A 25,165-nucleotide genomic window follows, 5' to 3' on the forward strand; every position below is an offset into this window, starting at 1 on the left:
AGGTAGAGACACCACACCGCCCTGGTGGCAATGGGAGACCGTACATTCTTCGCTCAGGAAGCGGTTGCAGGCGTTCAGGTCAGTCGCGCGGGAGCACAGCGCAGCGGTTCAATATCTTGAGGTGGCCCCGTCGTAGCGCGCACCACCAACTCCGGCGGCACTAACTCTCGCACCGCCGGATGACGGTCACCGGCAATGCGCGCCAACAGCAACTCGCTGGCTCGCTGACCGATCAAGTCCGTACGCACCCGTACACTGGTAAGTGCTGGTGCGGAGTAGGCTGCCGCCCCCATGTCATCGAAACCGGTGACCGAGATATCCACCCCCGGGCGCAGCCCATGTCGGTAACAGGCCGCCAGCACGCCGAAAGCGATGATATCCGAAAAGCAGACAATCGCTGTCGGGGGCGTCGACGATGCCAGCAACGTTTCGAGCATGGTATCGCCAAAGGCCAGCGAGGTGGGACCGTGGTGAATCGTCTCGTCTCTCACGGAAAGCCCGGCGGCACCCATTTGCTGTCGGAATGAACGCTCACGATCTCGGGCCGTCGAGGTGTCTCCGCCCCCACCCAACCAGGCAAAGTGTCGATGCCCCATGGCGTATAAATGATCGAATAGCAAGCGGATACCCAGCTCATCGTCGTTGATGACGCGGTCAAAGTCGGTGTCAGCCACATCCCGTGAGATCATCACCAAAGGAAAATCGCGTAGATGCCGGACCTGGGGTCCATCGAGATCCTCGCGAGTGGTGCCGGCGACAGGCACCAGAATCAATCCTGCAGCACCATGTTCGGCCATTTGGCGAATGAAACGGGCCTGAATCGATGGCGTTTCATGGGCATGGCAGAACAGCATCATGCGATCCGCCTCGCGAAAGCGAGCCTCCATGTGCCCGAGAAATTCGGTGAAGAAAGGGTTGCTCAAGTCATTGAGGCATACCGCTATCGCCGCGCCTCAGGCCCGCTGCATGTCGATTGTAGACGTAACCCAGTGCTTGGGCCGCCTGATGAATGCACTCCCGGGTCGCCTGAGAAATGCGCGGGTCGTCACGCAATGCCAGCGAGACTGCGGAAACGGTCACGCCTACTCGATCGGCGATAGTCTTCAATGTCGGTCGTTGTGCCATGTATCGAATCTCAACTCCCACGATTTCACAGGTGGCAGCGCACACCCAGCCACGCCGTACTTTCTCACTGCCGCTAACATCCTCTCATAGCGCCCTTTTCAGGGATATCGAAGGCGACAACGTGGTGGGTGTCCCTTTGGTTCAACGACCAAGGTCGCATTGGTTCAATCGATTGAACTGTGTAAAAAAGAATCACAAAGGCGGCTCGGGCAAGTCGCTTAAGCCGTCTGGAAGGCTCACACCACGGTTAGGAGGACACAGCATGGTTCGCGCGACTTCGACAACGATGATGACCGCCGCTTTGGCCCTATGGACCTCGCTAGCGGCTGCCCAGGCCAATGAGCCGGAAGCCTGTAGCTGGCAGCCCGAGCGCGCCGTGACCTTTATCGTCCCATGGGGCACCGGCGGCGGCACCGACGCCAACTCACGCCGTCTGGCCAGCCTGCTCGAGGAAGAAATGGGTGTCCCCTTCAACGTCGTCAATCGCACCGGTGGCAACGGCGTCGTCGGCCATACCATGCTCGCCCGCAGTCAACCCGACGGCTACACCATTGGCGCCGCCACGGTCGAAATCGACACCATGCACTGGATCGGCTTGACGCCACTGACCTATAAGGACATCACCCCCATCGCCCTTATCGATCGCACCTCGGCAGCAGTGCTGGTCAATCAAGACTCGCCCTACGAGTCACTTGAGGCCCTACTGGACGAGGCACGCCAGAATCCTGGAGAACTGACCGCTTCGGGAACCGCTCAGGGCGGTATCTGGCATCTGGCGCTGGCCGGCATGCTGAAGGCCGAAGGGTTGGCACCAGACGCCATTCGCTGGATACCCAGCCAAGGTGCAGCGCCGGCACTCAAGGAGTTGATGGCAGGCGGCGTCGATGTCGCCACGCCGGCGCTCTCCGAGGCCCGTAACCTAGTCGAACAAGGGGAACTCAAGGCGCTGGCTTACATGAGCGATACGCCGATGGAACAGATGCCCAAGGTGCCCTTGACAAGCGATATTCTCGACAGTGGCTGGACAATGGGCGCTTTCGTCACGGTCAGCGGACCCAAGGGACTACCCGACGAAATCGCTTGTGCTTATGAACAGGCCATCGACGATGCCGTGCACAGCAAAGCCTGGGCCGAATTCAAGCGTAGCCGTGGTACTCCTGTCGTGTTCGAAGGTCGTCAAGAGACCGCCCAAACCCTAGCCGAGGCCGACCGGCAACTGGGTGAGGTCATCAAGGCGATCGGTCTCGCCCAATAATCATGACACACCGCTACACGAGAGGTGTCCATGTCCTGCAATGATCGCATATCGGGGTGCTTGCTAGTCATCTTCGGCGCGCTGGTCATGTGGCGCGCCTCGACCTTTCCGACCCCGGCTGGGCTGACGTATGGCCCTGGATTGTTTCCCTCTATCGCAGCGACCGGCTTGATGCTTTGCGGTGCAGCGATCGGCTTCGGCTCCCGGAGGCGGGCAACGCCCAACGCCACGCGGCGGTCGACTACTCGCCCTCTGGCCCTACTGACCGTCGTCGCGGGATACGCTCTATTGCTCGACCCATTGGGGTTTCATATCACCTCGTTCCTAGCAGTCGCCGCCACGTGTCTGCTGTTCGGGATGCGCATCACGGGTTCCGTGCTGCTGGCACTGCCCCTGGTGATCGGCGTGCACCTGTTGTTCTATTCGCTGTTGCACGTTCCGCTTCCCTGGGGCCTGCTGACACCGTGGGCGTGGTGACACCCATGAGTATCTCGAGCCTCATCGCTCTGTTCAGCCCCGCGTCCCTGGCGGTCATTGCCGCCTGTACGCTCTACGGTACGTTCATCGGCGCCATGCCAGGCCTGACAGCCACCATGGCGGTGGCCCTGCTGGTGCCGTTTACGTACTTCATGGACCCGATGATCGCCATCAGCGCCATCGTTGCCACCACCACCACGGCGATCTTCGCCGGCGACGTTCCCGGTACGCTGATGCGTATTCCCGGCACCCCGGCCTCTGCGGCCTACGTCGAGGATGCGTATCGGCTTTCCCGAGCCGGGCGTTCACGCTCGACGCTGATGACCTCTTTATTCGCCGCCTGCATAGGGGGACTGGTAGGCGTCGCCTTGTTGGCGTTGATCGCACCACAACTGGCCCGTGTGGCCATGCAGTTCTCCAGCTTCGAGACCTTCTGGTTGGCCTGCCTGGGGCTAAGCTGTGCCGTGCTGACCAGTAATGGCAGCGTCGCCAAAAGCTTTGCCAGTTTATTCATTGGCCTGTTCATCGCCACGATCGGCATCGGCGTTGCCGTCGGTTATCCCCGTTTCACCTTCGGATACTACGAACTATTCGCCGGTATCAGTTTTATCCCTGCCATCATCGGCCTGTTTGCGCTCAGTGAAATCCTGAGAAGTGTTCAGACAAGACGTAGCGAGCAGCCCACTGTCGCAACTCAGGAGTCATTTTCTCAGGCATTGCGCGAAGCAGCGGACACACTGCGCGGTTTCAAGCGCAACATCGCCAGATCCAGCATCTTGGGCACCCTGATCGGCGCGTTACCAGGCGCAGGAGCCGATATTGCCGCGTGGATCTGCTATGCCATCTCACGACGATTCTCGTCCCATCCCGAACGTTACGGTACCGGCTACATCGAAGGCGTAGCCGACGGCGGAGCCGCCAACAATGCCGCCATCGGCGGCGCCTGGACGCCGGCGCTGGTGTTCGGCATCCCCGGCGACAGCGTCACCGCCATTGCCATCGGCATCCTGCTGCTCAACGGTATGTCACCGGGACCGCAAATCTTCACCCAATCACCGGAACTGGTGCATACCTTGTATGGGGCTTTCGCACTGAGCAATCTCGCCATGCTCCCTGCCGGTCTGCTGGTGATCATGGCGTCCAGCCATATCGTGCGCATTCCACGCCGGATATTAATGCCCATCGTGCTGCTGTTCTCGCTGGTGGGAGCCTATGCCATCACCAACTCGGTGGTCGCCATCTGGACCGTGCTTGCCCTAGGGGCCCTGGGATACGTCATGGAAGCCAACGGCTTTCCGCTGGCACCGACGATTCTCGGCATCGTGCTGGGTGGCATCGTCGAGGACAATTTCATGACCTCGATGCTCAAGGCCCAGGGCGATCTGTTGGCCTTTTTCGAACGTCCGTGGGCGGCGGCCCTGGGCATTCTGACCCTGCTCGTCTGGGCGTTGTTGCTCTGGCGCGCCGCCCGCGACGCGCTGCGCCGCCGCTCGCCCGCATCACCAAAGGAATCCCACTCATGAAACGACACAATCCAACCAAGGCCGCCCTGCGTGAGGGTCGTACCGTCAGCGCGCTGTGGCTGGAAAGCGCCAGCCCGGAACTCGCCGAGGCCGCCGTCGGCGCCGGCTGGAAAACCGTACTGATCGACAACGAACACGGTGTCTCCAGTCTCGAACACACCGCGCACCTGGTGCGCACCATCGAGGCGGCCGGCGGCGAGGTCGTCCTGCGCATTCCCGCCAACGACTCGGCCTACCTGAAGAAGGTCCTCGACATGGGGGTGCGCTCGATCATGGTGCCGATGATCAACGACGCCGCTCAGGCCCAGGCATTCGTCGCTGCCTGCCGCTATCCACCGCAGGGCAATCGCGGCTACGCGGCGCCGATCGTACGCGCCTCGGGCTACGGGGCGATCGACGACTACGCCCGTCATGCCAACGACGAGCTGTTGCTGATCGGCCAGATCGAACACGTCGATGCCGCCCGCGACGTGGAAGCGATCGCCGCCGTCGACGGCCTCGATATGCTGTTCATCGGTCCCAACGACCTGGCCGGTTCGCTGGGCAGGCTGGAGCGCCTCGAGGATACCGAGGTTCGAGAACTGATCGGCGACCTGGAGCGGCGCATCACCGCCAGCGGGCGCTTTATGGGCACCATCACCGGCCCAGAGCGCGATGTCGCCACGCTTAGCGACAGCGGTTACCGCTTCGTCGCCGGTCCCAACGATATCGCCCTGTTCGCCAGCACGCTACGCGCCGAGGCCGAAACCTGGCGGGCACGCACGGCGGACTTCGACGCCGTCTAGTCTAGCTGGCGTCTCGGACCGCGCATCCGGCAACAAACGCAGCCCGACGATGGCCTTCTGGCCTCAAGCCCGTCGGCGCTGCGCCAGCTGATCGTTCAGGATAGGCTCACGCGCATCGCCAGCGAATGCTCGTCGCAGTTGTCGCCCGCTCCGCCACGATCGACCACCAGAAACTCGCCTGCCACGTCGAGCACCGAGTGAATGGCATGCCAGGTGCCGGCGCGGTAGTTCACCCCCTGGCGGCCATCGGTGACGAAGGCCCGTACCCGGGCCGGGTCGATGACCTCGCCGGGTGGCGCGACGACGACGACGAAGCGCTCGCCGTGCAGCGGCATGAACGCCTGACTGCCCAGCGGATGACGCTCGAGAACGTCCAGCGTCAGCGGCATGGCGACCGGCTGGCTGACGAAAAGACTGATCAGCGGCCGCGCCCCCTCGCCGAGCATCTCTATTTGCGCCAGATCGTGATAGCGCTGGGTGCGTCCCCCGTTGATGGGAAAGCCGTCGGCGTCCCGCCGGTCGATGACATCGCCGAACGGCGCGAAGGCCTGGGCGGTCAGGGGCTGAGCGATTAGTTCGAGCATGCGTTCTCCTCGGAAGATTGTCTCAACTCAGGCGCAGCTTCATGTGCCGATTCACATCCTTGTAGAGCAGATAGCGAAACGGCCCCGGCCCGGCGGCGTAGCAGGATTGCGGACAGAAGGCCCGCAGCCACATGTAGTCGCCGGCCTCGACCTCGACCCAATCCTGATTGAGGTGGTAGACCGCGCGCCCCTCCAGCACGTAGAGCCCATGCTCCATGACATGGGTTTCGTCGAAGGGGATCACGCCACCCGGCTGGAAGGTGACGATGTTGACATGCATGTCGTGGCGCACGTCCTGGGGATCGACGAAGCGCGTCGTGGCCCATTTGCCATCGGTGTCCGGCATGGCAACCGGCGCGATGTCGTTGTCGTTGGTGACGAAGGCCTCGGGCACCGCCAGCCCATCGACGAACTCGTAAGCCTTGCGAATCCAGTGGAAGCGCACCGGCGCGTCACTGCCGTTGCGCAGCTGCCAGTCGCAGCCCGGCGGCAGATAGGCATAGCCTCCCGGTCCCATCGCGTGCGCTTCCCCCGCGATGGTCAGCGTCATCTCGCCCTCGACCACGAACAGCACGCCCTCGGCGCCTTCATCGGGCTCCGGTCGCTCGCTGCCGCCACCGGGCGAGACCTCCATGATGTACTGCGAAAACGTCTCCGCGAAGCCGGACAGCGGCCGCGACAGCACCCACAACCGGGTCTTCTCCCAGTGCGGCAGGAAACTGGTGACGATATCGCTCATCACCCCCTTGGGAATCACCGCATAGGCCTCGGTGAACACCGCACGGCCATGAATCAACTGGCTCTGCGGCGGTAAACCGCCATGGGGGGCATAGTAGGTTCTTTCAGGGGCGTCGTGGCTGCGTTGTGACATGAGAGGTTCCTCGCTTTTCATCCCGGATGCGTCGTCGCCCAGTGGCGCGCGATATCCACACGCCGGGTTATCCACACCCGGTCATGGGTCTCGAGGTGATCGAGGAAGCGCTGCAGCGCGCGGAAGCGTCCGGGGCGGCCGATCAGGCGACAATGCAGGCCGATGGAGAGCATCTTCGGGGTTTCCGCACCTTCTGCGTAGAGTACGTCGAAGGCATCGCGCAGGTACTGGAAGAAGGGCTCGCCGTGATCGAAGCCGGTGGGCGAGGCGAAGCGCATGTCGTTGGTATCCAGCGTGTAGGGCACGATCAGGTGGCGGTGCGTCTGGCCCTGGCTGTCCTGAACGTCGCTCCAGAACGGCAGATCGTCACCGTAGTAGTCGCTGTCGTAGAGGAAGCCGCCCTGGTCGAGCAACAGCCGCCGTGTATTAGGGCTGTCGCGGCCGGTGTACCACCCCAGAGGCGCCTCGCCGTACAAGCGGCGGAACACCTCGATGGCACGCTGCATATGCGCACGCTCGACGGCTTCCGGCACATTTTGATAATGAATCCAGCGCCAGCCGTGGCAGGCAATCTCGTGGCCCAGTTCCTGGAAGGCCTGGGCCGCCTCGGGATGACGCTCCAGCGCCATGGCGACGCCGAACACGGTCAATGGCAACCCGCGCCGCTCGAACTCACGCAGCACGCGCCACACCCCCGCCCGCGAACCGTATTCGTAGATCGACTCCATGCTCAGGTGGCGGTCGGGATAGGCCTCGGCCCCGGCGATCTCGGAGAGAAACTGTTCGGAGTGGCTATCGCCGTGCAGCACGCTGTTTTCGCTGCCCTCTTCGTAGTTGAGGACGAACTGCACCGCGACACGGGCCTGGCCCGGCCAGTTCGCTTGCGGTGGCGTGCGGCCATAGCCGACGAGATCGCGTGGGTAAACCTCGGACGGATCGGTGGAGGATGCCATGCCCATGAAGACTCCCGGTTTATTGTTGTGCCGCTCGGATTAACTTAGCGTGCGTTGATGTATACAAAAAATCAATCCCTCGTCGCGTCTTTGCCAGCGCTTCGACTCACTGACCGAAGCAAACGCCATCCGGCGTATCTCGGCGGCTCGAGGCATATCTGGCGCGACAGCCGTCCGACATCACGGCGATCCGGCATTGACTTATTTTGTATTCAATACTAGAAATTTTGTAGACAAAACATGCGCGACCCTGCCGCGCACCCAAGGAATGCCTCATGCGCTTGCACCTCATCAACCCCAACACCAGCACCGGCATGACGACACGCATCGGCGAGTCCGCCAGTCGCATCGCGGCGCCGGGCACCCGGATCGTGGCCACGCAACCGGACAGCGGCCCGGTGTCCATCGAGGGTCACTTCGACGAGGCGATCAGCGCCGTGGGCGTGACCGAGGAAATCGCCAAGGGCGAGCACGACGGCAGCGATGCCTACATCATCGCCTGCTTCGGCGATCCTGGGCTGATGGCGGCCCGGGAGCTGACCCGCGCGCCGGTACTGGGCATCGCCGAGGCCGGCTTTCACGTGGCCAGCCTGATCAGCACGCGCTTTTCCATCGTCACGACGCTGAGCCGCACCGGCATCATCGCCGAGCACCTGCTGCAGGCCTATGGCTTCGCGCATCATTGCCGTCGTATCCGTGCCGCGGACATCCCCGTGCTCGACCTGGAGGACGATGGCGACGCCGCCCTCACGCGGGTGATCGAGACCTGCCGACGCGCCCGGGACGAGGACGGCATCGGCGCCATCGTGCTCGGCTGCGGCGGCATGGCCGATCTGCGCGCCACCATCGAAGAAGCGGTGGGCATCCCCATCGTCGAGGGGGTCACCGCCGCCGTGAAATTGGCCGAGGCCCTGGTCGGCCTCGGGCTGGGCACTAGCAAGCATGGCGATCTCGCCTTTCCGCGTCCCAAGTCCTTCACCGGCCATTTCGCCCATTTATCACGCTAATGCCCGCAAACGGGGGGAGTCACGTTTCCGCGCCACGACCCATACTCGCTAACGCTCGAGCCTGAAGCATCACCGGCGTCCTCTTGCCGACAATCACAACACCAGGACGCCTGACAGATAGCCAAACAGCAGCACGCTACGCCACTCGGACGTCCCCCGGCGGGGGCGTACAACAACAAATCGCGGGGCACGGTCCCGCCCGAGGAAAGCGTCATGACAAGCGACTCCGCCACGTCGGAAGGGCCGCGCCCTGCCGACAAGGCACCGGGACAAGAGTCCCTGGACCCACAGCGTACCCGCATCATGGGACGCCTCTCGTACCTACTGGCCTGGTTCGGTGGCTGCGTGTCGATCGGCACCTTCGCCATGGGCTCGAGCATCGTCGGTACGCTCAACCTGTTGCAGGCCTCGCTGGCCATCGCCATCGGCTGTGTGGTGATCGGCGTCGCGCTGACGATCAACGGCGCCGCCGGCTACAAGTACGGCATTCCCTTCATGGTTCAGGCACGCAGCGCCTTCGGCTTTACCGGCACGCGCTTGCCGGGGCTCATCCGCGCGGTGCCGGCCATCGTCTGGTACGGCTTCCAGAGCTGGATCGGCGCCGGCGCCCTTAACGCCGTCTCGTCGACCCTGCTGGGCTTCGACAACCTGGTGTTCTATTTCATCGCCTTCCAGTTCTTGCAGATCGCCCTGTCGGTGTTCGGCTTCCAGGGCATCAAGTGGCTGGAAAACATCGGCAGTGGCTTCATCCTGGCCTCGCTGGTCTACATGTTCTTCAGCGTGCTCGACAAATACGGCGACGTGATCGGCGAACAGTTGATCGACATCGACGGTACCTGGGGACTGCCCTTCTGGGGCGCGACGATGCTGTTCCTGGGCATCTACAGCACCATGATCCTCAATGCCAGCGACTACTCCCGCGAGCTCAAGCACGGCAGCGGGCCGGGGCTTCTGAGCACGCTCTACGCCATGTCGATTTTGCCCTGCACGCTGTTCATGGGCTTGATCGGGCTGATGGTCTCCGGCGCCACCGGCGTCGCCGATCCCATCGATGTCTTCGCCAACGCCGTCGACAACCCACCGCTTCTGATCACCACCCTGCTGTTCATCGCCTTCGCCCAGGTCACCACCAACGTGCTCAACAACGTGGTGCCGCCGACCTACGTGCTGATGGACGTGTTCAAGCTGAAATTCCGCAGCGCCACCGTGATCGTGGGGCTGCTGGCCTTCGCGACCTTTCCCTGGGAGCTGGTCAAGGACGACTCGGCGGCCGGACTGCAGCTGTTCGTACAGACCTATTCGGCGTTTCTGGGGCCGATCTTCGCGATCATGGCGGTGGATTATTACCTCATTCGCCGGCGCACGCTGGATCTCGACAAGCTCTATGACGCGCATGGCCCTTATCGCGGCATCAATTACGCCGCCTGCATCGCCACGCTGATCGGCGCCCTGGTGGCGCTCAACGTCTCGGCGGTCTCGTGGTACGCGAGCCTGCTGCCGGCCGGCCTCGCCTATTACCTGCTGATGCGCTACTGGCCGGTCTGCCAACGCTTCCGCCAATAACGCTCACGCTGTCCTCCACGACGATGCCTACCGACATAATAGAGCGCTACCATGAACGATAACGATCTGCGCCTCACGGCGCCCGATGCAAGTCTCTACAACGCCGACCTGGCGCCACTGCCCCATGCCGAACGCCGCTGGGGCGCTTTCGAAATCTTCAATGTCTGGGCCAACGATATCCAGAGCCTGTTCGGCTATACCCTGGCCGCATCATTGTTTCTGAGCTATGGCCTCAACGGCTGGGCGGTCATGGCTGCCATCATCCTCGCCGGCCTGGTGGTCATGGTGCTGGTCAACCTGACCGGGCGCCCCAGCGTCAAATACGGCATTCCGTTTCCGGTGGTGGTACGCGCCAGCCTCGGCGTGCGCGGCGCCAACCTGCCGGCGATGCTGCGCGCGGTGATCGGCATCTTCTGGTACGGCGTGCAAACCTACTTCGCCTCCACGGCCGTCACGCTCTTGCTGACCGCGCTGGGCGTGCCGGAGGGCGGCCAGTTCTTGGGGCTGTCGAGCGTGGCCTGGCTGGCCTTCGTAGTGGTGTGGGTATTTCAGCTGGCGATGTTCTGGGCGGGCATCGAGCGCATCAAGCGCTTCCTCAACTGGGCCGGGCCGCTGGTCTACGCGGTGATGATCGTGCTGATGGGCGTGGTCTGGTGGCAAGCCGGCGCCTCGCTGCTACCGGCCATCGGCAACATCTTCAGCGGCAACAGCGACGCCGCCGGCAGCGCCGTCGGTGCCTTTTTCACCGTGGTCGGCACCATGATCGCGTACTTCGCCGCGGTGGTGATCAACTTCGGCGACTTCGCACGCTTCGTGAAAAGCGAGCGCGCCATGCGGCTCGGCAACTGGCTCGGGCTGCCGCTCAACGTCGCGGTGTTCTCGTTCATCGCCCTGATCATCACCGCCGGCACGCTGGCCTTGTTCGGCGAGGCACTGACCAACCCCTCGGACATCGTCGACCGCGTCGATAGTCTGCCGCTGACGCTCGTCGCCGCGCTGACCTTCTTCGCTGCCACCGTGGGCATCAACCTGGTCGCCAACTTCATTCCCCCCGCCTATGACTTGTCCAACCTGTTTCCGCGCCGCATCAGCTTTCGGATCGGCGGGCTGATCACGGCGATCATCGCCTTCTTCATCGGGGCCTTGTGGGTCAGCGTGATCAGCCGGATCGGCATTCCCGGCTTCGTCAATGCCATCGGCGCCGTCATCGCGCCGTTCTACGGCATCATCGTGATCGACTACTACGTCATCCGCCGAGGCCATTTGGACGTTCAGGCGCTGTTCTCCACCGCCCCGGGCAGTGCCTATTATTACCAGAATGGCTGGAACCGCCGCGGCCTGGTCGCCTTCGCCGTCGGCGCCTTGTTCTCGCTGGCCTCGGTGTGGGTGCCGGCGCTCGCCGCGCTGGAAGGCTTCGCGTGGCTAATCGGTGCCGGCCTGGGCGGGGCGTGCTACTACGCCTTGATGCGCGGGCACGACGTGTCCACCGCCCCGTCGAGTGCGCCATGAAGGCGTACGGTATCTTGAATGTCCCGCCAGCGACGGCGGGGCATCAACCGAGCGCGCCGTCGAAGATCCGCTTCAGGTCCGGGGTTTCTTCGGGCGCCTCGGCGATGGAGAGCGAGGCTTCGATGGCCTTGAGATGGCGCTGCATGAAGGCGCGGGCACGCTCGCCGTTGCCGTTTTCGAGATGGCGGATCAGTTCGTCGTGGTCGTGCGACTCGCAACCGAGGTGGCCGGTGTTGCCGTAAACCGCCAGGATCAGCGACGAGCGCGAGCATAACCGGCCGACGAACTCACTGAGCGTGGCGTTGCCCGCCAGCTCGGCCAGGTGCACATGAAAGGCCGCCGACAGCTTGATCGCCTCGCTCTGCTTGCCGGCCTTGAGGGCCTGACGCTCGCGGCGCGCGTCGTCGCGCAGCCGCGCCACATCCGCCGCCGTGGCCCGCTGCACGACCTGCTCCATCAGCCCGCACTCGACCAGTTGCCGCGCGGCGAAGACATCGCGCGCTTCCTCGGCGGTCGGCCGCGAGACGCTCGCGCCGCGACGTGGCGTCAAGGTAACGAGATGCTCCAGGGCCAGGCGTTGCAGGATCTTGCGGATGCCGGTGCGGCTGACACCGAAGACGTCCGACAGGGCATCCTCGCGCAGGCGCGCACCGGGCTGCAGGCGATGTTCGATGATGGCGTCGCTGATCGCACGATAGATGGCGTCATGACGCTGCGCACCGTCGCCGGCCTTGCCCTCGTTGCGACGCGTTTTCTTGGCGGCATGCGCCTGACGTGACTCGCTCATTCACGGCTCCCGAATGCATTTGCGCTGATCATCGCATTGCCCGCCCGACATCAGCTACCGCGGTAGGTGGAATAACCGAAGGGGGACAGCAACAGCGGGACATGGTAGTGGGCGCCCGCATCGTCGATGCCGAAGCGCAGCGGAATCCGCGCCAGAAAGCGCGGCCCCGTCGGCGGGACCTCGTCCTGGCGGTCGAGATACTCGCCGGCCTCGAACAGCAGCTCGTACTCGCCCACCCGGAAGGCGTCGCCCTCCAGCAATGGGCCATCGCAACGGCCATCCTCGTTGGTCACGAACTCGCCCAGCGCCTGGCGGGTGTCGCCATCGAGCCGATACAGCGACAGGCGCATGCCGCGTGCGGGACAGCCCCGAGCGGTGTCCAGAACGTGCGTGGTGAGATAGCCCATGGTCACTCCTTGCGATCGTCGGCGGGCATCGAGCGGCGGCCCAGGATGGACGCCCATGGCGCCACCGCTTACCCTGATTTTTGTATACAACAATCCCCAACAACATAGCATCAGGAGACGCGCATGCGCCATGCCCTGCTCTCGCCGCGCCCCACGCAACTCGACCGCGAGGCCTTCGTGGCCGCGTATGGCGGCATCTACGAGCACTCTCCGTGGATCGCCGAAGCGGTATGGGACGCCGGCCTCGACACCCACCACGACAGCCCCGCGGGTCTTGCCGAGGCCATGGCCGCCGTGCTCGACGCCGCCCCTGCCGAGCGCCAGCTCACCGTCATCCGCGCACACCCCGACCTGGCCGGCAAGGTCGCGTTGGATGGCGGGCTGACCCAGGCCTCGCGCCAGGAACAGGCTGGCGCCGGGCTCGACCAGTGCACGCCGGACGAGCTGGCCCGCTTCGAGCGCCTGAACGCCGCCTATCAGACACGCTTCGGCTTTCCCTTCGTGATGGCGATCAAGGGCTACCACCGTCGCGAGATTCTCGATGCCTTCGAGGCCCGCCTCGCGCATGGGCCCGACGAGGAACGCCGCACCGCCATCGCGCAGATCCATCGCATCGCGCGACTACGCCTGGACGCCCATGCCGCCTGAAGACAACTCTGCACCGGAACGAACGGCAGCGTGCGTCTTTGGTGGGCTGGCGAGGCAGCGGAATTCATGGAAGAATTTTCCATGAATGCTTCGTGAGAGAGAGCCAGGCGTGACGGAAAGCAAACGCAAGACGGTCGGACGCCCCGCCGGCAACGGCAAGGCCGCCAGCGGCCACAGCCAATCGCTGGTGCGGGGCCTGAATATCCTCGAAGGGCTCGCTGCCGCCCCCGGTGGGCTGGCCCTGTCCGATATCGCCCAGATCGTGGGTCTGGCCCCGTCGACCACGCACCGCTTGCTGCAGGCGCTCCACCAGCAGGGTTTCATCGCCCAGGACGCGGAGATGGGCGTGTGGCACATCGACGCCAAGACATTCCGCGTGGGCAACGCCTTCCTCGAGGCACGCGATTTCGTCGCCACCGCCCGCCCCTTCCTGCATCAACTGACGGCGGAGACCGAGGAAACCGCCAACCTGGGTATCCGGGACCAGGGCATGGCCGTGTTCCTCGCCCAGAGCGAGTCGCCGCAGATGATGCGCATGATCACGCGGCTGGGCTCACGCGCCCCGCTGCACGCCTCGGGCGTCGGCAAGGCCCTGCTCGCCTGGTTGCCGCGCGACGAGGTCGAACGCATCCTCCACACGCGCGGCCTCGACAAGGTGACGCCCAATACCCTCGACACCCCATCCCGCCTGCGCGACGCCCTCGGCGAGATCCGCCGCCAGGGCTATGCCTGCGACCGCGAGGAACACGCCGTCGGCCTCAACTGCGTGGCGGCGACGCTGCACGACGAGAACGGTCTGCCGCTCGCCGCCATCTCGGTGTCCGGTCCCGCCGCACGCATTCCCGAAGCGCGGCTCGCCGACCTCGGTGGCCTGGTGAGCCGCGCCGCCCGCGAGATCACGGCACGCCTGGGCGGTCGGTTGCCCGGCGCTCAGGACTGAGCAGACAAGCTGACTTAGTCTCGTTAGCCTTTTCATTGAAAATCTCTGATTGTCGTTGCTTGACTGGCTGGGGCCTCTCTTCCACCCGCGTCATGAACGACCTGACATCCTTGGCCGCCAGCGAAGGATAGCGCCTGTCGTCCATCTGATCATCGGGGAACCTGCAGCGACAGAGCTGATGGGGTATGCACTCCCCTACTAGAACCTCTTATCAACATGAGCCTGATTCACTTTGAGGTGGGAATTCTTCATTGGTGGTGGAGGCCAAGAGGCTGCCAAAATGCGGCCTCGATTGAAGACGCACACCACCCCCGAGGCATTCATCCATGACGCAAGACCTGATCACCCAACGACTCGACCAGGGCCCCCTGATCTGTGCCGAGGGCTTTCTGTTCGAGCTCGAACGGCGCGGTTATCTCTCCGCCGGTGAGTTCGTGCCCGAAGTGGCGCTTTTGCGCCCGGACGCGCTGGAAGCGCTGCATCGCGATTTCCAGCATGCGGGGTCGGACGTCGTTCAGGCGTTCACCTACAACGGCCACCGCGAAAAAATGCGGGTGATCGGCAAGGAAGAGCTGCTGGAACCACTGAACCGGGCTGCGTTGAAGATCGCGCGCAAGGTGGCCGACGAAAAGCCCGGCAATCTGATGGCCGGCAACATCTCCAACAGCAACGTCTGGGACCCGGAAGATCCGGCCGCCCAGCAGAGCGTGCGCGCCATGTTCGACGAGATGGTGCAATGGGCCGTCGAGGAAGGCGCCGATTTCATCATCGCGGAAACCTTCTACTATGCCGGGGAAGCCGAAGCGGCCCTGGCAGCGATCAAGGCCCAGGGGCTGCCTGCCGTCGTCACCCTGGCGCCGATGGCCGAGAACCGCATGGTCGATGGCACCGGCATCGTGGAAACCTGTGTCGCCCTCGAGCAGCAGGGCGCCAGCGTGGTCGGCCTGAACTGCTTCAGAGGGCCGGATACCATGCGTCCCTGGATCCAGCAGATTCGCGACGCCGTTTCCTGCCATGTGGCGGCACTGCCGGTGACCTATCGCACCACCGAGCAGGAGCCAACGTTCTTCAACCTCTCCGACAATCAGGGATGCAGCTGCCCCGCCCCCCACGGACGCGCCTTCCCGACCGCCCTGGACCCGCTGTTCTGCAACCGTTACGAGCTCGGCGCCTTTGCGCGCGACGTGCATGCCCATGGGGTCAACTACCTCGGCGTATGCTGCGGGGCATCGCCGATGCACGTGCGCGAAGTGGCCATGGCGGTGGGGCGTGAACCGGAAGCCGCCCAGTTTGCTGAGCGCATGGAGAATCACTTCATGTACGGCTCCCATGAGCGCTTGCCGGAGCATATCGCCGCCCTGGGTGAAAAGGCCTAAGTCATTATGCATGATTCATCGGTTGCTCAGCTCCCTAGCCACCGAGCAACCGATGTACCTCATATCAGAGACGGTCGAACGTAAGATAAGCGTTCAGGGACAATCTGGGGTAGGTCAGCTTGCCGGTACGGCTAGTGAGGGCCGGATGTGCTTGAAACTATGACGATTTCCCAATGCCCAGCGAAGGGGCTCTGTGCTTCCCGTGCTGCCGCTCTCTTCTTGTAAGAGCGCATTCTCCATGCGCGCAGGTTCGACAAGGCCACGGCCACGGGAACGCGCATGCTGTACAATGCCCCTTCGGCACACCAACTGCGGGAATCGAGACCATTAGCAAGCAGCGCCAGCGTATCGAGCCCGAAACACGCAAGCGAACCATCATCGAGGCAACGCTCAAGTGCGTGACGCGTTACGGCCATGCCGGCACGACGATGACGCGCGTCGCACGTGAGGCCGGCGCCTCCATAGGCTTGGTGAGTCACTACTTTCAATCCAAGGAATCGCTCATGCTGGCGGCCTACCAGGAGCTCACCGAGCAACTGCGCCGGGAGAGCGACCAGCGCGATGCCGCATTGGAGTGCTCCGCACGTGAGCGGCTGACGCTCATGATTCGTTCAGCCTTCAAGAGCGAGATATTCAACCAGCAGGTACTGGCCTCCTGGGTAGGTTTCTGGAGTGCCGCTGTGGCAACGCCCAGTCTGGCGAGTCTCAACCGGAAGCTTTACGAAGAGTATCGGGAGGAGATGCAGTCACTCGTCGAAGCCATTGCCATCGAAGAAGGACGTGTCATCGATGCGAAGGGCATTGCTCGAATTCTGACAGCACTGGTAGACGGCTATTGGTTGGAGTGGGCACTTGATCCCGAGGCTTTCAAAGTCGAAGAGGCGCTGCAGGACTCCTTGGAAATCGCTGAGCGCCTGCTTCGAGATTAATAAGCCATCATTTAGCGAAAGCTCGCTTCATAAGCTTGCTGAGCGGACTCTCCATCACGTGTTGTTACCCCTTTGAGGAATTCCGCCACACGCTTGGGATGATCCGCGAGCCAATCGTGCGCAACATCCGTCTTGGACCGCTCCTCAAGGCTATAAGCGCTGATGAACTGGCTCTGCTCATCGGCGGTCAACGTGAACTGCTCCAACAACTGCATGATGTTGGCGTTTTCTTCGGCATACCCCGTACGGACGATCGTGCGTACTTCGCTACGCCCCTGATTCTCACCGTAGACTTCTTCGGGGTCGTCCAGAATATGCATGTCGTACTTGATCGCCATCCAATGCGGCGTCCAGCCGTAGAAAGCGATCCACTGCTTATCGTTGTAGGCCGCGTCGACCTCGGACAGCATGCCGGGAGTCGATGAGTCGAGAATCTCCCAGTCCTTGAGGCCATAGGTATCGGCGTCCGCCGCCTCGTGAACCATGATGCTCGCCTGGGCGCCACTCTCAATCGAATAGTATTCCGCACCGAAGCGTGCGCGATTTTCCGGTAGATCCAACTGCTCGGCACTGGTCACGCCGGCGTCATGAACGTATCCCGGCACCGCGAACCCCATTCGCGCGCCCGCAACGTTGTTGACGACATCGACGATGGCACCGGCCTCCATGGCCGCGTCGTAACTCTCCTTCTGAGCCGGCATCCACCCCGCCAGCATGATGTCACTGTCGCCCGTTTCCATCGTCTTGTAACCGACGGTGGCGCCCATTTCGATCTGCTGCGAGTCATAGCCCAACGTCTCCAGCAGTTGCGTCAGTATTTCCGTCTTGACCGTCACGCCGGGCCAGGGCGGCACCACCATGCGGATCGGTGTCGATTGCGCCTGGGCCAACATGGGCAGGCTCAAGCCCAGTACCGCCGTGCCAAGTATCTTGGTGATTGTTGTCATCATGGTTCCTCTCGGTCGTGGTTGATAACTCCATGCCGCTCAACGTGCGGCATCAATGGCTTCGTGAATCAGCGTCGCCAAGGTCCCGCGTGGGCAGTGCACCGGATTGGTCGCGTAAGCGGGGTCGCCTTCGACGGCGGCCAGAATGTCGTCGACGATCTCGTGCGGCACCCCGAGCGCGGACAACCCCTTGGGAATGTCCAGCCGGTCCAGCAGCGAGCAGATGGCCGCATGAAAGGTCTCGAACCGATCATCGTCGAGCTGCATGGCATGAGCGATCGCCGGTAGCTTGGGTTCGAGGGCGGAACGGTTGAAACGCATGATGGCGGGCAACAGGATGGCGTTGGTCATGCCATGATGCGTATGGCACGCGGCACCGACCATGTGACTGATCGCATGCACCAGCCCCAACCCCTTGAGAAAGCCCACTCCGGCCAGGAACGACCCCGTCAGCATATTGCTGCGCGCATCCAGGTTCGTGCCGTTCTCGACGCTTTCCTCGATGTTGCCCCAAATCAGCGACAGCCCTTGAAGTGCCGCGCCATCACACAGCGGATGGAACATCGGCACGAGGTAGGACTCCAGCGCATGGGTCAGGGCATCCAGTCCCGTCCACGCCGTCAGGCTGGCTGGCAGCCCCAGCGTGAAATTGGGATCGAGAATGATCTTTTTCGGGCGAGCCAGGGGATGATGCACGCACTCTTTGGTACCACGTTCGGTATTGATGAGCATGGCGGTGCTGTCGCCCTCGGCGCCCGTACCCGCCGTGGTCGGCACGGTGATCAACGGCGGGAAGTCATCGCGCGTCAGATCCGTCGGCGTTGCGCCGTTGTAATCGAAGTCCCACAGCGAATAGCGGTTCTGCCTGGCAATCAATGCCGCGCCCTTGGCGCCGTCCATGGCACTTCCGCCACCGATGGCGATGACAGCGTCGGCATCATGATCACGATAGCTTTGTGCCGCCGCGTACGCATCGGCGTCCGAGGGGTTGGCCTGCACGGCGTCGAACTGGGCACAGGCGATGTCCGCCTTCGCCAGTTGGGCTTTCAGGTCTGCCAGATGGTCGAGCTTCGCGAATCCCGGATCGGTCACGATCAAGGGCCGATTTATCCCGCGCCGCGTGAAGAAGTCGTTCAAGGTAGCGACCGCGCCCGGCCCCGATTCAACGCAGTAAGAAAGCTCCCATGCGACCGGATCGCGTGAAGAATAAGCGGCGCACATAAAACGCTCCATTCGAAAGAAGAGTGATGGCCCTGAGGCCTTACCGCGGAGGTAAAACAGTGCCCGAGTGGTAAAAGGCGAGCCGATGCTTTTATACTGGCCACTATTGAAATATTTTTCAATAGTGGCCATGCGACGGTATCAAAGGAGCCCTCATGAGAGACTCTTGCCAGCAGTTCATCGATGGGCAGTGGCGTGCAAGCGATGGCGGACGTGACCTGGACGTGGTCGACCCCTATCGGGAAACGGTCATCGCCAAGCTGCCCGCAGGCAATGCACGCGACGTCGATGAGGCAGTGCGCGCCGCCAGGGAGGCACTACCTGCCTGGCGGCGATTATCGGGTGAGGCCCGTGGGCGCTATCTGGAAGGACTGGCCGATGGCCTGGCAGAACGGCATGCCGCGTTGTGCCAAACGATCAGTCTCAATGGTGGCAAGCCGTTGGCCGAGAGCCAGTTGGATGTCGACGATGCGATCGCTTGCTATCGATACTACGCCGATCTCGCCAGGCAGTTGGATGCCCGTCAGGGCGAGCCAAGCGCGCAACCGGTGGCGGGTGTCCAGATCCGTCGCTATTTCGACCCCGTCGGCGTGGTGGGCTTGATCACGCCCTGGAACTTCCCCTTGGTAACGGCCGCCTGGAAGATTGCGCCCGCCCTGGCGGCCGGCTGCTGCATCGTGTTCAAGCCCTCGGAGGTCGTGCCGATGCCGGAGCAGGCAATTGCCGATATCGCCCAGGCCATCGATCTGCCGCGCGGCGTCCTCAACCTCGTCAACGGCGACGGACGCGGCATCGGCGAGGCACTGACCCAGCATACCGGAATCGACAAGATATCCTTTACCGGCAGCAACCCGACCGGCGAGACGGTCATGCGCGTCGCGGCCACGGGGATACGCAATGTCTCGCTCGAGCTGGGCGGCAAGTCCCCCATCATCGTGACCGAGGACGCGGACATCGCGCAGGCGGCAAGTCTCGTCATGAACGGCATTTTCGCCAATGCCGGCCAGATATGCTCAGCCACCTCGCGGTTGCTGGTCCACCAAGCCGTGGCCGAGGATCTGTACGCGGCCCTGAGCCGGCATATCGATGCTCTCGTGATGGGAGACCCGCTCGACGAGGCGACGACCCTCGGACCGCTCGTCAGCGACAAGCAGCGGACAACTGTCGACCGCTATCTGGCGTTCGCGAAGGATGAGGGACTGATCCCCGTGCGCGAGGCCTCCCACCGCGAGATCCCCCGCCAGGGCTTTTTCGTGGCCCCCACGCTATTCCGCGATGTTCCCGTCGAGAGCCGGCTCTGGCGGGAAGAAATATTCGGCCCAGTCCTCTGCGCGCGCCAATTCGCCAGCGACGACGAGGCCGTTGCTGTCGCCAACGACAGCGACTACGGCCTGGCGGCCAGCGTCGTCAGCGGCGGTCATGAACGGGCATCCGCCATTGCGCGGCATCTCACGGCAGGATCGATCTGGACCAACATAGACCAGGTAGCCCCTCCCCAGGCGGCCTGGGGCGGTGGCAAGAAAAGCGGAATCGGCCGTGAACTCGGTCCCGAGGGTCTGGCTGCCTACCAGGAATTGAAGCAAGTGATGGCGCCCGCAGACACCTGAGCGCCCCACCGAAAGCGGCGATCGGCGCCTGGGCGACAGCATTACAAAGATACTTGGCACCCTTCCTTAAACACGGCTTTGAGCGTCTTTTCCGGATATTCGAGGACGCCCAAGTTTTCATCGGGATTGCCTTCCCAGAGCGCCAGGTCTGCCAAGGCACCGGGACGTATCACACCGATGTCTCCTTCTCGCTCGAGCAACCGGGCATTGACGGACGTGGCTTGTTTCAGCACTTCGATGGGAGAAAACGTTTCCCCACGTAACATGAATTCCCGCATCTGGTAGCGCTGCATGTCACCAAGCAAGTCGCTGCCAAAGCCGACCTGAACACCAGTATCGCGGAGCAGGTCCAAAGCGTCCAAGCCTTGCTGACGGACATCTTCTACCTTCGCGCAGCTTACCGACGGAAAGCCCATCGCCTTGCCATGTTTGGCCAGTGCTTCATAGGTGCTGACAGTCGGTACAATGAACGCCTCACGCTGCTTGGCCAATTCACAAGCTGAGCGATCAATAAGGTTGGCATGCTCGATCGAGCGCACACCAAATTCCAGGCAGCGGGAGACCGCTTCAGGAATATAAGCGTGCGCCAGACAATACTTACCCCATGCCTTGGCTTCCCAGACGATTGCCCGAATCTCGTCTTCCGTGTATTGCAGTACGTCGATCGGGTCGGAGGGCGAGGCGACGCCTCCACCCGCCATGATCTTGATGTGGTTGGCCCCCCTACGTAGTTCATCACGAGCAGCGTGCTGAACATTCTCCACGCCATCGGCAATGCGGGAAATGCTCGTTGAGGCGCCGCAACCACAGAGGCACCCGCCCTCGAAGGGCGTCCAGTCGCCATGCCCACCGGTCTGGCTCAAGGCCTTGCCGCAGTAGAAGAGACGAGGACCATCGATCAGGCCTTCTTCAACAGCCTGAGCCAGCCCGTAGTCAGCCCCCGCGGCATCCCTGACACTGGTAAACCCCCGCCTTAGCATGGCGCGTAACGAATGATGCGCGAACTGCGCGACATAGGAAGGTGCCATAAAGTCGACCTGCTTGAGGCTCGCCGACGCCGCAAGTACGTGAACATGAGCATCGATCAGCCCTGGGGTCAGGGTAGCGCCAGCCGCATTGATCACATCGGCGTGTTTTGACGTCTCCTCACCGTCGACGATGTAACGGATACGTCCGTCTTCGATCACAACGCTCTGGTTGTCTTTGACGGTCTCGTTGAGACCATCAAAAAGGCGGCAATGTTTGATGATCAGCATGCGTAATTCCTTATCTTTGTGCCTTTGGTGAGTGATTTGAAGCAGGTTGTGTTAGCAAACTGATGATAATGAGCGCGAACGTGGCCAGTGGCATGGCAACCAGTACGCTGTTCCAGCCAAGAGGCTTATCCAGCCCTATCTCCCAGACCAGCGTGACCACACCACCGGTGACCATGCCGGCCAGCCCCCCCAGAGGCGTGGCGCGTTTCCATAGCAATGCCGCAAGAAAGGCAGGTGTAATGGCCGCTCCGTACATGCCGTACGAATACATCTGAATGGCGAGTACGCTAGGGAAAAACGCTCCCAAAACATAGGCGACAATCCCGAGTGCAGCGACGCTGATACGGTTGAAGATCAATCGCTTCGCTGTCGGGATGGAAACGTTGAACAGCCCGACAATGATGTCCTGGGTCAGATTGGCCGAAGACGAAAGCAAGTACGAATTGCCAGTCGTCAAGATAAGGGCCACGACCGAGGACAGCAGTAGCGCCCCTAGCACGCCTGGCAAACCCTGCTGAGCCATGACCAGCATAGCGGTATCGGGGTTGATATCAGGGAACAATACGCGGGTACTACTGACCAACAGCACGATCAGTACAATGCTGATGAACCCGGTAATCATGAACCCCATTGCCGATCGACGCGCCGTTGTCGAATCTGTGGCCGCCGCAAACCGCTGGAAAAGATTTTGATCGCCCAGGAGAAGAAGAAACAGGGGAAGGAAATAACTGATCGCCTGGCCGACGCTTAACCCTCCTGTGAATGAGCGCTGCTCACTGGGCAAGGCCGCTAACATGCCCGAGAATCCGCCCAATTCGTTCAAGACAATTGGCACGCCTATCAGCATGCTGACAAAAATGATGATCGCGCTGATGAAATCAGTGTAAGCCACTGAGACCAACCCACCCAGCGTGGCAAGCAGGGTAATGACCCCTGCCGAGATCAATGTTCCTTGCCAAACTGGCAGCCCAAAGGCGATGTTAAGGGCATAACCACCGCCTATGAACTGGTAGGAAACAATACCGATATAGGCCAAAAGAATGATTAATGAAGCAACCGTACGTGCCTGCTTTCCATACCGTCTTTCGATCAACTCAGGAATGGTAGTCGCCTCGGAATCTCGGATACGTCTGGCAAGAAACCAGTACATGATAAACGCGCCAATGGGTGTACCAGCGAAGAAGAAAATCGCAGCCCCCGGACCATTCTGGAAGACGAAGCTGGCACCACCAATCACCGACCCGGAGCCGACAAAAGTGGCAAGCAGCGTTCCAGTAACGACGAAGAAAGGCAAGGAACGCCCTGCCACGAGAAAGTCGGCGTCGTTACGGACCTTGCGTTTAGCAAAGTAAACACCCACCAGAACCATCGAGATCAAGTAAATAATCAAAATTGTCGCATACATGGTTTCGATCCCCTTTGAGATTGTTGTCGAGACGAATTAACACACCCAAGCTTGATGTACTCCTACCGTGCTCAGGAAGCGACTTGCTGCCTTAAGATGGCTTTCCAGCCGTTCAATAAGTCGTTGAAATATGGTGCATCTTTACGAAACACACTTTGTGTTCCCATACCACGAAGCAAGTTCATGGAAAGGTTCATCAAATGAGTAGCCCTTGCGGGGGACAGGTGGGGAAACAACTGTTGCCAGATAGCGTCGATGCGTTCGTGGAAGCTTTGCACCTGAGGAGTCAACAACGTTCTGAAGCTCGGCTCATGGCGTGCTTTCAAGGCAATTTCAAGCGTGACCATATAGAGCTGGCCACTCATGTGGAGCCACATGAGATCGAGAAAGCCATCCAAGGTGAGGCGACCGGCATGAACCTCATCGACACCGTGAGCAAGTGCATCGACGAATTCATCCAGCACCTTCTCGATGGCGTGGGCCAATAAGTCGTCCTTATTGGAAAAATGGTGCGTCAAAGCGCCTTTCGAGACATTGGCCTCACTGGCGACGCGATCTAGCCGAAAGTTATGGAACCCATCGCGTTCAAGACACGCCAGCGCCGCACTTAACAATTTCTGCTGTGTTTCCAAACTTTTTCGTTGCTGCCATTTCATGACGTCTATCGCTTATGCCAATACTTCTTTTTGTAAGGACACTCCAGTTTTGGCACCTAAAAAACAAACCGTCAAGTCGGTTTTATTTATTGAGCAGCCAACACGCCGTTGCCTCAGAGTCATGACATTAGGGTAACTGGTAGGAAACACCTGCCGTTCTGAAGTATACGGCCACCGCCGTCCGCGAGATCACGGCCCGCCTGGGCGGGCGGCTGCCGAGCGATGCCGACTAGACTATGTACGAAAAGTCGGCGAGCGATGGGCAGACAAGGCAAAAATCAGCGAAAAGACGGAGTTTACGGGGTGTAAATGAGTACTTTGAGCTGATTTTTAACGCGGTATGGCCGAGCGCAGGCAGTTTTCGTTCACAGCCTGCGCCGCCCCTGTCGCGGCTCAGGTATTGAGGATCACGCCGCCGTTGAGATGCAGCGTCTGGCCGTTCATGTAGGAAGATTCCTCGCTGGCGAGGTAGACGTAGGCGGGGCCCATTTCGCTGGGCTGGCCGGCGCGGTCCATGGGCACCTGGCCGCCGAAGCCGGCGACCTTGTCCTCGTTGAAGCTGGCGGGGATCAGGGGCGTCCACACCGGGCTGGGGGCGACGGCGTTGACGCGAATGTCGCGATCGACCAGTGACATCGCCAGCGAGCGAACCAAGCCCTGGATGGCACCTTTGGTAGCCGTGTAATCGATAAGCGTGTCGTTGCCCTTGAAGGCATTGACCGACGAGGTGGCGATGATGGTGTCGCCCTCGTGCATGTGCGGCAACGCGTGCTTCGCCATGTAGAAATGGCTGAAGACGTTGGTCTGGAAGGTTCGCTGTACCTGATCGTCGGGAATCTGCGTGACATCGTCCCAGTCATACTGCTCGGCGGCGTTGTTGACCAAGATATTGACCGCGCCAAAGCTCGCCAGCGTCGTATCGACCACATGGCGACACAGCACCGGATCGCCGACATCGCCGTGCACCAGGACGCACTCGCGCCCTTCGGCTTCGACCAGCGCCTGGGTATCCTCGGCGTCACGCGTTTCGTTGAGATAGACGATGACGCATTGGCACCCTCGCGGGCGAAATGCACCGCCACGGCGCGGCCGATGCCGCTGTCACCGCCGGTGATGATGGCGACCTTGCCGTCGAGCTTGCCGGTGCCGCGATAACTGTCGCGGATATACTCGGGCTCGGGCCGCATGGCATGTTCATCGCCGGGTTGATCGGCTTGTTCCTGCGCGGGAAAATGTTGCTCGCCCATGACATTCGCTCCTTGAATGGTGGGATATGGCATTCATTACCATAGAAGTCGTTCCCTCCCAGGCCAAGCAAACCGCGCCGACCGATG

The 25,165-nt window shown here is 61.8% G+C and carries 24 protein-coding genes and 1 pseudogene; 12 read left to right on the forward strand and 13 right to left on the reverse strand.

Features of this window, described 5'->3' with window-relative positions:
- Positions 1 to 74 precede the first annotated feature (74 nt).
- Positions 75 to 923, reverse strand: coding sequence for a substrate-binding domain-containing protein (locus C8E00_RS10710; protein WP_243833167.1), 849 nt, complete (start codon positions 921 to 923; stop codon positions 75 to 77).
- 1 nt (position 924) lies between these two features.
- Positions 925 to 1,125 (reverse strand): LacI family DNA-binding transcriptional regulator, encoded by a 201-nt coding sequence (locus C8E00_RS16735; protein ID WP_243833168.1) that lies wholly within the window; start codon positions 1,123 to 1,125, stop codon positions 925 to 927.
- A 262-nt stretch (positions 1,126 to 1,387) separates the two neighbouring features.
- On the opposite strand from C8E00_RS16735, the gene C8E00_RS10715 reads away from it, so the two are divergent.
- Genes C8E00_RS10715 through C8E00_RS10730 form a run of 4 tightly spaced genes read left to right on the forward strand, consistent with a single transcriptional unit; the run spans position 1,388 to position 5,165 of the window.
- On the forward strand, positions 1,388 to 2,380 hold the full coding sequence (locus C8E00_RS10715) for a tripartite tricarboxylate transporter substrate binding protein (RefSeq protein WP_133697493.1): 993 nt from the start codon (positions 1,388 to 1,390) through the stop codon (positions 2,378 to 2,380).
- Between the two features lie 30 nt (positions 2,381 to 2,410).
- Positions 2,411 to 2,857, forward strand: coding sequence for a tripartite tricarboxylate transporter TctB family protein (locus C8E00_RS10720; RefSeq protein ID WP_133697494.1), 447 nt, complete (start codon positions 2,411 to 2,413; stop codon positions 2,855 to 2,857).
- Between the two features lie 5 nt (positions 2,858 to 2,862).
- Positions 2,863 to 4,380, forward strand: coding sequence for a tripartite tricarboxylate transporter permease (locus C8E00_RS10725; protein WP_133697495.1), 1,518 nt, complete (start codon positions 2,863 to 2,865; stop codon positions 4,378 to 4,380).
- The gene (locus C8E00_RS10730) at positions 4,377 to 5,165 is read left to right on the forward strand and encodes an HpcH/HpaI aldolase family protein (RefSeq protein ID WP_133697496.1); all 789 of its coding nucleotides are present in this window, start codon (positions 4,377 to 4,379) and stop codon (positions 5,163 to 5,165) included. Before C8E00_RS10725 ends, C8E00_RS10730 begins: the two co-directional genes overlap by 4 nt.
- A gap of 95 nt (positions 5,166 to 5,260) precedes the next feature.
- Here C8E00_RS10730 and C8E00_RS10735 read toward each other — a convergent pair whose 3' ends face one another.
- The 3 genes from C8E00_RS10735 to puuE are packed head-to-tail and all read right to left on the reverse strand — an operon-like array spanning position 5,261 to position 7,579.
- A complete protein-coding gene (locus tag C8E00_RS10735; protein ID WP_133697497.1) occupies positions 5,261 to 5,749 on the reverse strand; it encodes an ureidoglycolate lyase in 489 nt (162 codons plus the stop codon).
- A 22-nt stretch (positions 5,750 to 5,771) separates the two neighbouring features.
- On the reverse strand, positions 5,772 to 6,620 hold the full coding sequence (locus C8E00_RS10740; protein ID WP_133697498.1) for a bifunctional allantoicase/(S)-ureidoglycine aminohydrolase: 849 nt from the start codon (positions 6,618 to 6,620) through the stop codon (positions 5,772 to 5,774).
- 17 nt (positions 6,621 to 6,637) lie between these two features.
- Positions 6,638 to 7,579, reverse strand: coding sequence for an allantoinase PuuE (puuE, locus tag C8E00_RS10745; RefSeq protein WP_133697499.1), 942 nt, complete (start codon positions 7,577 to 7,579; stop codon positions 6,638 to 6,640).
- A gap of 269 nt (positions 7,580 to 7,848) precedes the next feature.
- On the opposite strand from puuE, the gene C8E00_RS10750 reads away from it, so the two are divergent.
- The 3 genes from C8E00_RS10750 (at position 7,849) to C8E00_RS10760 (ending at position 11,652) form a co-directional block, all read left to right on the forward strand.
- Positions 7,849 to 8,580: an aspartate/glutamate racemase family protein gene (locus C8E00_RS10750; RefSeq protein ID WP_133697500.1), complete on the forward strand. Its 732-nt coding sequence runs from the start codon at positions 7,849 to 7,851 to the stop codon at positions 8,578 to 8,580.
- A gap of 213 nt (positions 8,581 to 8,793) precedes the next feature.
- A complete protein-coding gene (locus tag C8E00_RS10755) occupies positions 8,794 to 10,143 on the forward strand; it encodes an NCS1 family transporter (RefSeq protein ID WP_133697501.1) in 1,350 nt (449 codons plus the stop codon).
- A 51-nt stretch (positions 10,144 to 10,194) separates the two neighbouring features.
- Positions 10,195 to 11,652 (forward strand): NCS1 family nucleobase:cation symporter-1, encoded by a 1,458-nt coding sequence (locus C8E00_RS10760; protein ID WP_133697502.1) that lies wholly within the window; start codon positions 10,195 to 10,197, stop codon positions 11,650 to 11,652.
- Positions 11,653 to 11,695: 43 nt separating this feature from the next.
- Here C8E00_RS10760 and C8E00_RS10765 read toward each other — a convergent pair whose 3' ends face one another.
- Both C8E00_RS10765 and uraH read right to left on the reverse strand, forming a co-directional pair.
- Positions 11,696 to 12,439, reverse strand: a complete 744-nt coding sequence (locus C8E00_RS10765) for a GntR family transcriptional regulator (RefSeq protein WP_133697503.1) — start codon at positions 12,437 to 12,439, stop codon at positions 11,696 to 11,698.
- 50 nt (positions 12,440 to 12,489) lie between these two features.
- Positions 12,490 to 12,846, reverse strand: a complete 357-nt coding sequence (gene uraH / locus C8E00_RS10770; RefSeq protein ID WP_133697504.1) for a hydroxyisourate hydrolase — start codon at positions 12,844 to 12,846, stop codon at positions 12,490 to 12,492.
- 123 nt (positions 12,847 to 12,969) lie between these two features.
- Here uraH and uraD point away from each other — a divergent pair, with 123 nt between their 5' ends.
- The 4 genes from uraD to betI all read left to right on the forward strand — a co-directional run bounded on the left by uraD (position 12,970) and on the right by betI (position 16,739).
- Positions 12,970 to 13,494, forward strand: a complete 525-nt coding sequence (gene uraD / locus C8E00_RS10775) for a 2-oxo-4-hydroxy-4-carboxy-5-ureidoimidazoline decarboxylase (RefSeq protein ID WP_133697505.1) — start codon at positions 12,970 to 12,972, stop codon at positions 13,492 to 13,494.
- Between the two features lie 109 nt (positions 13,495 to 13,603).
- Positions 13,604 to 14,434: an IclR family transcriptional regulator gene (locus tag C8E00_RS10780; protein ID WP_133697506.1), complete on the forward strand. Its 831-nt coding sequence runs from the start codon at positions 13,604 to 13,606 to the stop codon at positions 14,432 to 14,434.
- A gap of 326 nt (positions 14,435 to 14,760) precedes the next feature.
- On the forward strand, positions 14,761 to 15,810 hold the full coding sequence (locus C8E00_RS10785) for a homocysteine S-methyltransferase family protein (protein WP_133697507.1): 1,050 nt from the start codon (positions 14,761 to 14,763) through the stop codon (positions 15,808 to 15,810).
- 173 nt (positions 15,811 to 15,983) lie between these two features.
- Complete coding sequence (gene betI, locus C8E00_RS10790) at positions 15,984 to 16,739, forward strand: transcriptional regulator BetI (protein ID WP_133697508.1); 756 nt, start codon at positions 15,984 to 15,986, stop codon at positions 16,737 to 16,739.
- Between the two features lie 11 nt (positions 16,740 to 16,750).
- On the opposite strand, the gene C8E00_RS10795 is transcribed toward betI, so the two are convergent.
- The gene (locus C8E00_RS10795; RefSeq protein ID WP_243833169.1) at positions 16,751 to 17,689 is read right to left on the reverse strand and encodes a glycine betaine ABC transporter substrate-binding protein; all 939 of its coding nucleotides are present in this window, start codon (positions 17,687 to 17,689) and stop codon (positions 16,751 to 16,753) included.
- 36 nt (positions 17,690 to 17,725) lie between these two features.
- On the reverse strand, positions 17,726 to 19,039 hold the full coding sequence (locus tag C8E00_RS10800) for an iron-containing alcohol dehydrogenase (protein ID WP_133697509.1): 1,314 nt from the start codon (positions 19,037 to 19,039) through the stop codon (positions 17,726 to 17,728).
- Between the two features lie 23 nt (positions 19,040 to 19,062).
- Between C8E00_RS10800 and C8E00_RS10805 the strand changes: the two genes are divergently transcribed.
- Positions 19,063 to 20,514, forward strand: coding sequence for an aldehyde dehydrogenase family protein (locus tag C8E00_RS10805; protein WP_133697510.1), 1,452 nt, complete (start codon positions 19,063 to 19,065; stop codon positions 20,512 to 20,514).
- Positions 20,515 to 20,555: 41 nt separating this feature from the next.
- Here the strand turns inward: C8E00_RS10805 and C8E00_RS10810 are convergent, their stop codons facing one another.
- From C8E00_RS10810 to C8E00_RS10825, 4 genes and pseudogenes are all read right to left on the reverse strand, one after another.
- Positions 20,556 to 21,770: a metal-dependent hydrolase family protein gene (locus C8E00_RS10810; protein WP_133697511.1), complete on the reverse strand. Its 1,215-nt coding sequence runs from the start codon at positions 21,768 to 21,770 to the stop codon at positions 20,556 to 20,558.
- 10 nt (positions 21,771 to 21,780) lie between these two features.
- Positions 21,781 to 23,175 carry a sodium:solute symporter family protein gene (locus tag C8E00_RS10815; RefSeq protein WP_208291917.1) on the reverse strand — a complete coding sequence of 465 codons (1,395 nt, stop codon included), beginning with the start codon at positions 23,173 to 23,175 and terminating at the stop codon, positions 21,781 to 21,783.
- A 71-nt stretch (positions 23,176 to 23,246) separates the two neighbouring features.
- Positions 23,247 to 23,831, reverse strand: coding sequence for a TetR/AcrR family transcriptional regulator (locus C8E00_RS10820; protein WP_133697512.1), 585 nt, complete (start codon positions 23,829 to 23,831; stop codon positions 23,247 to 23,249).
- A gap of 393 nt (positions 23,832 to 24,224) precedes the next feature.
- Positions 24,225 to 25,078 (reverse strand): annotated as a pseudogene (locus tag C8E00_RS10825) (SDR family oxidoreductase).
- Positions 25,079 to 25,165 lie beyond the last annotated feature (87 nt).

It is taken from the genome of Chromohalobacter marismortui (assembly GCF_004364315.1).
GTDB classification, from domain to species: Bacteria; Pseudomonadota; Gammaproteobacteria; order Pseudomonadales; family Halomonadaceae; genus Chromohalobacter; species Chromohalobacter marismortui.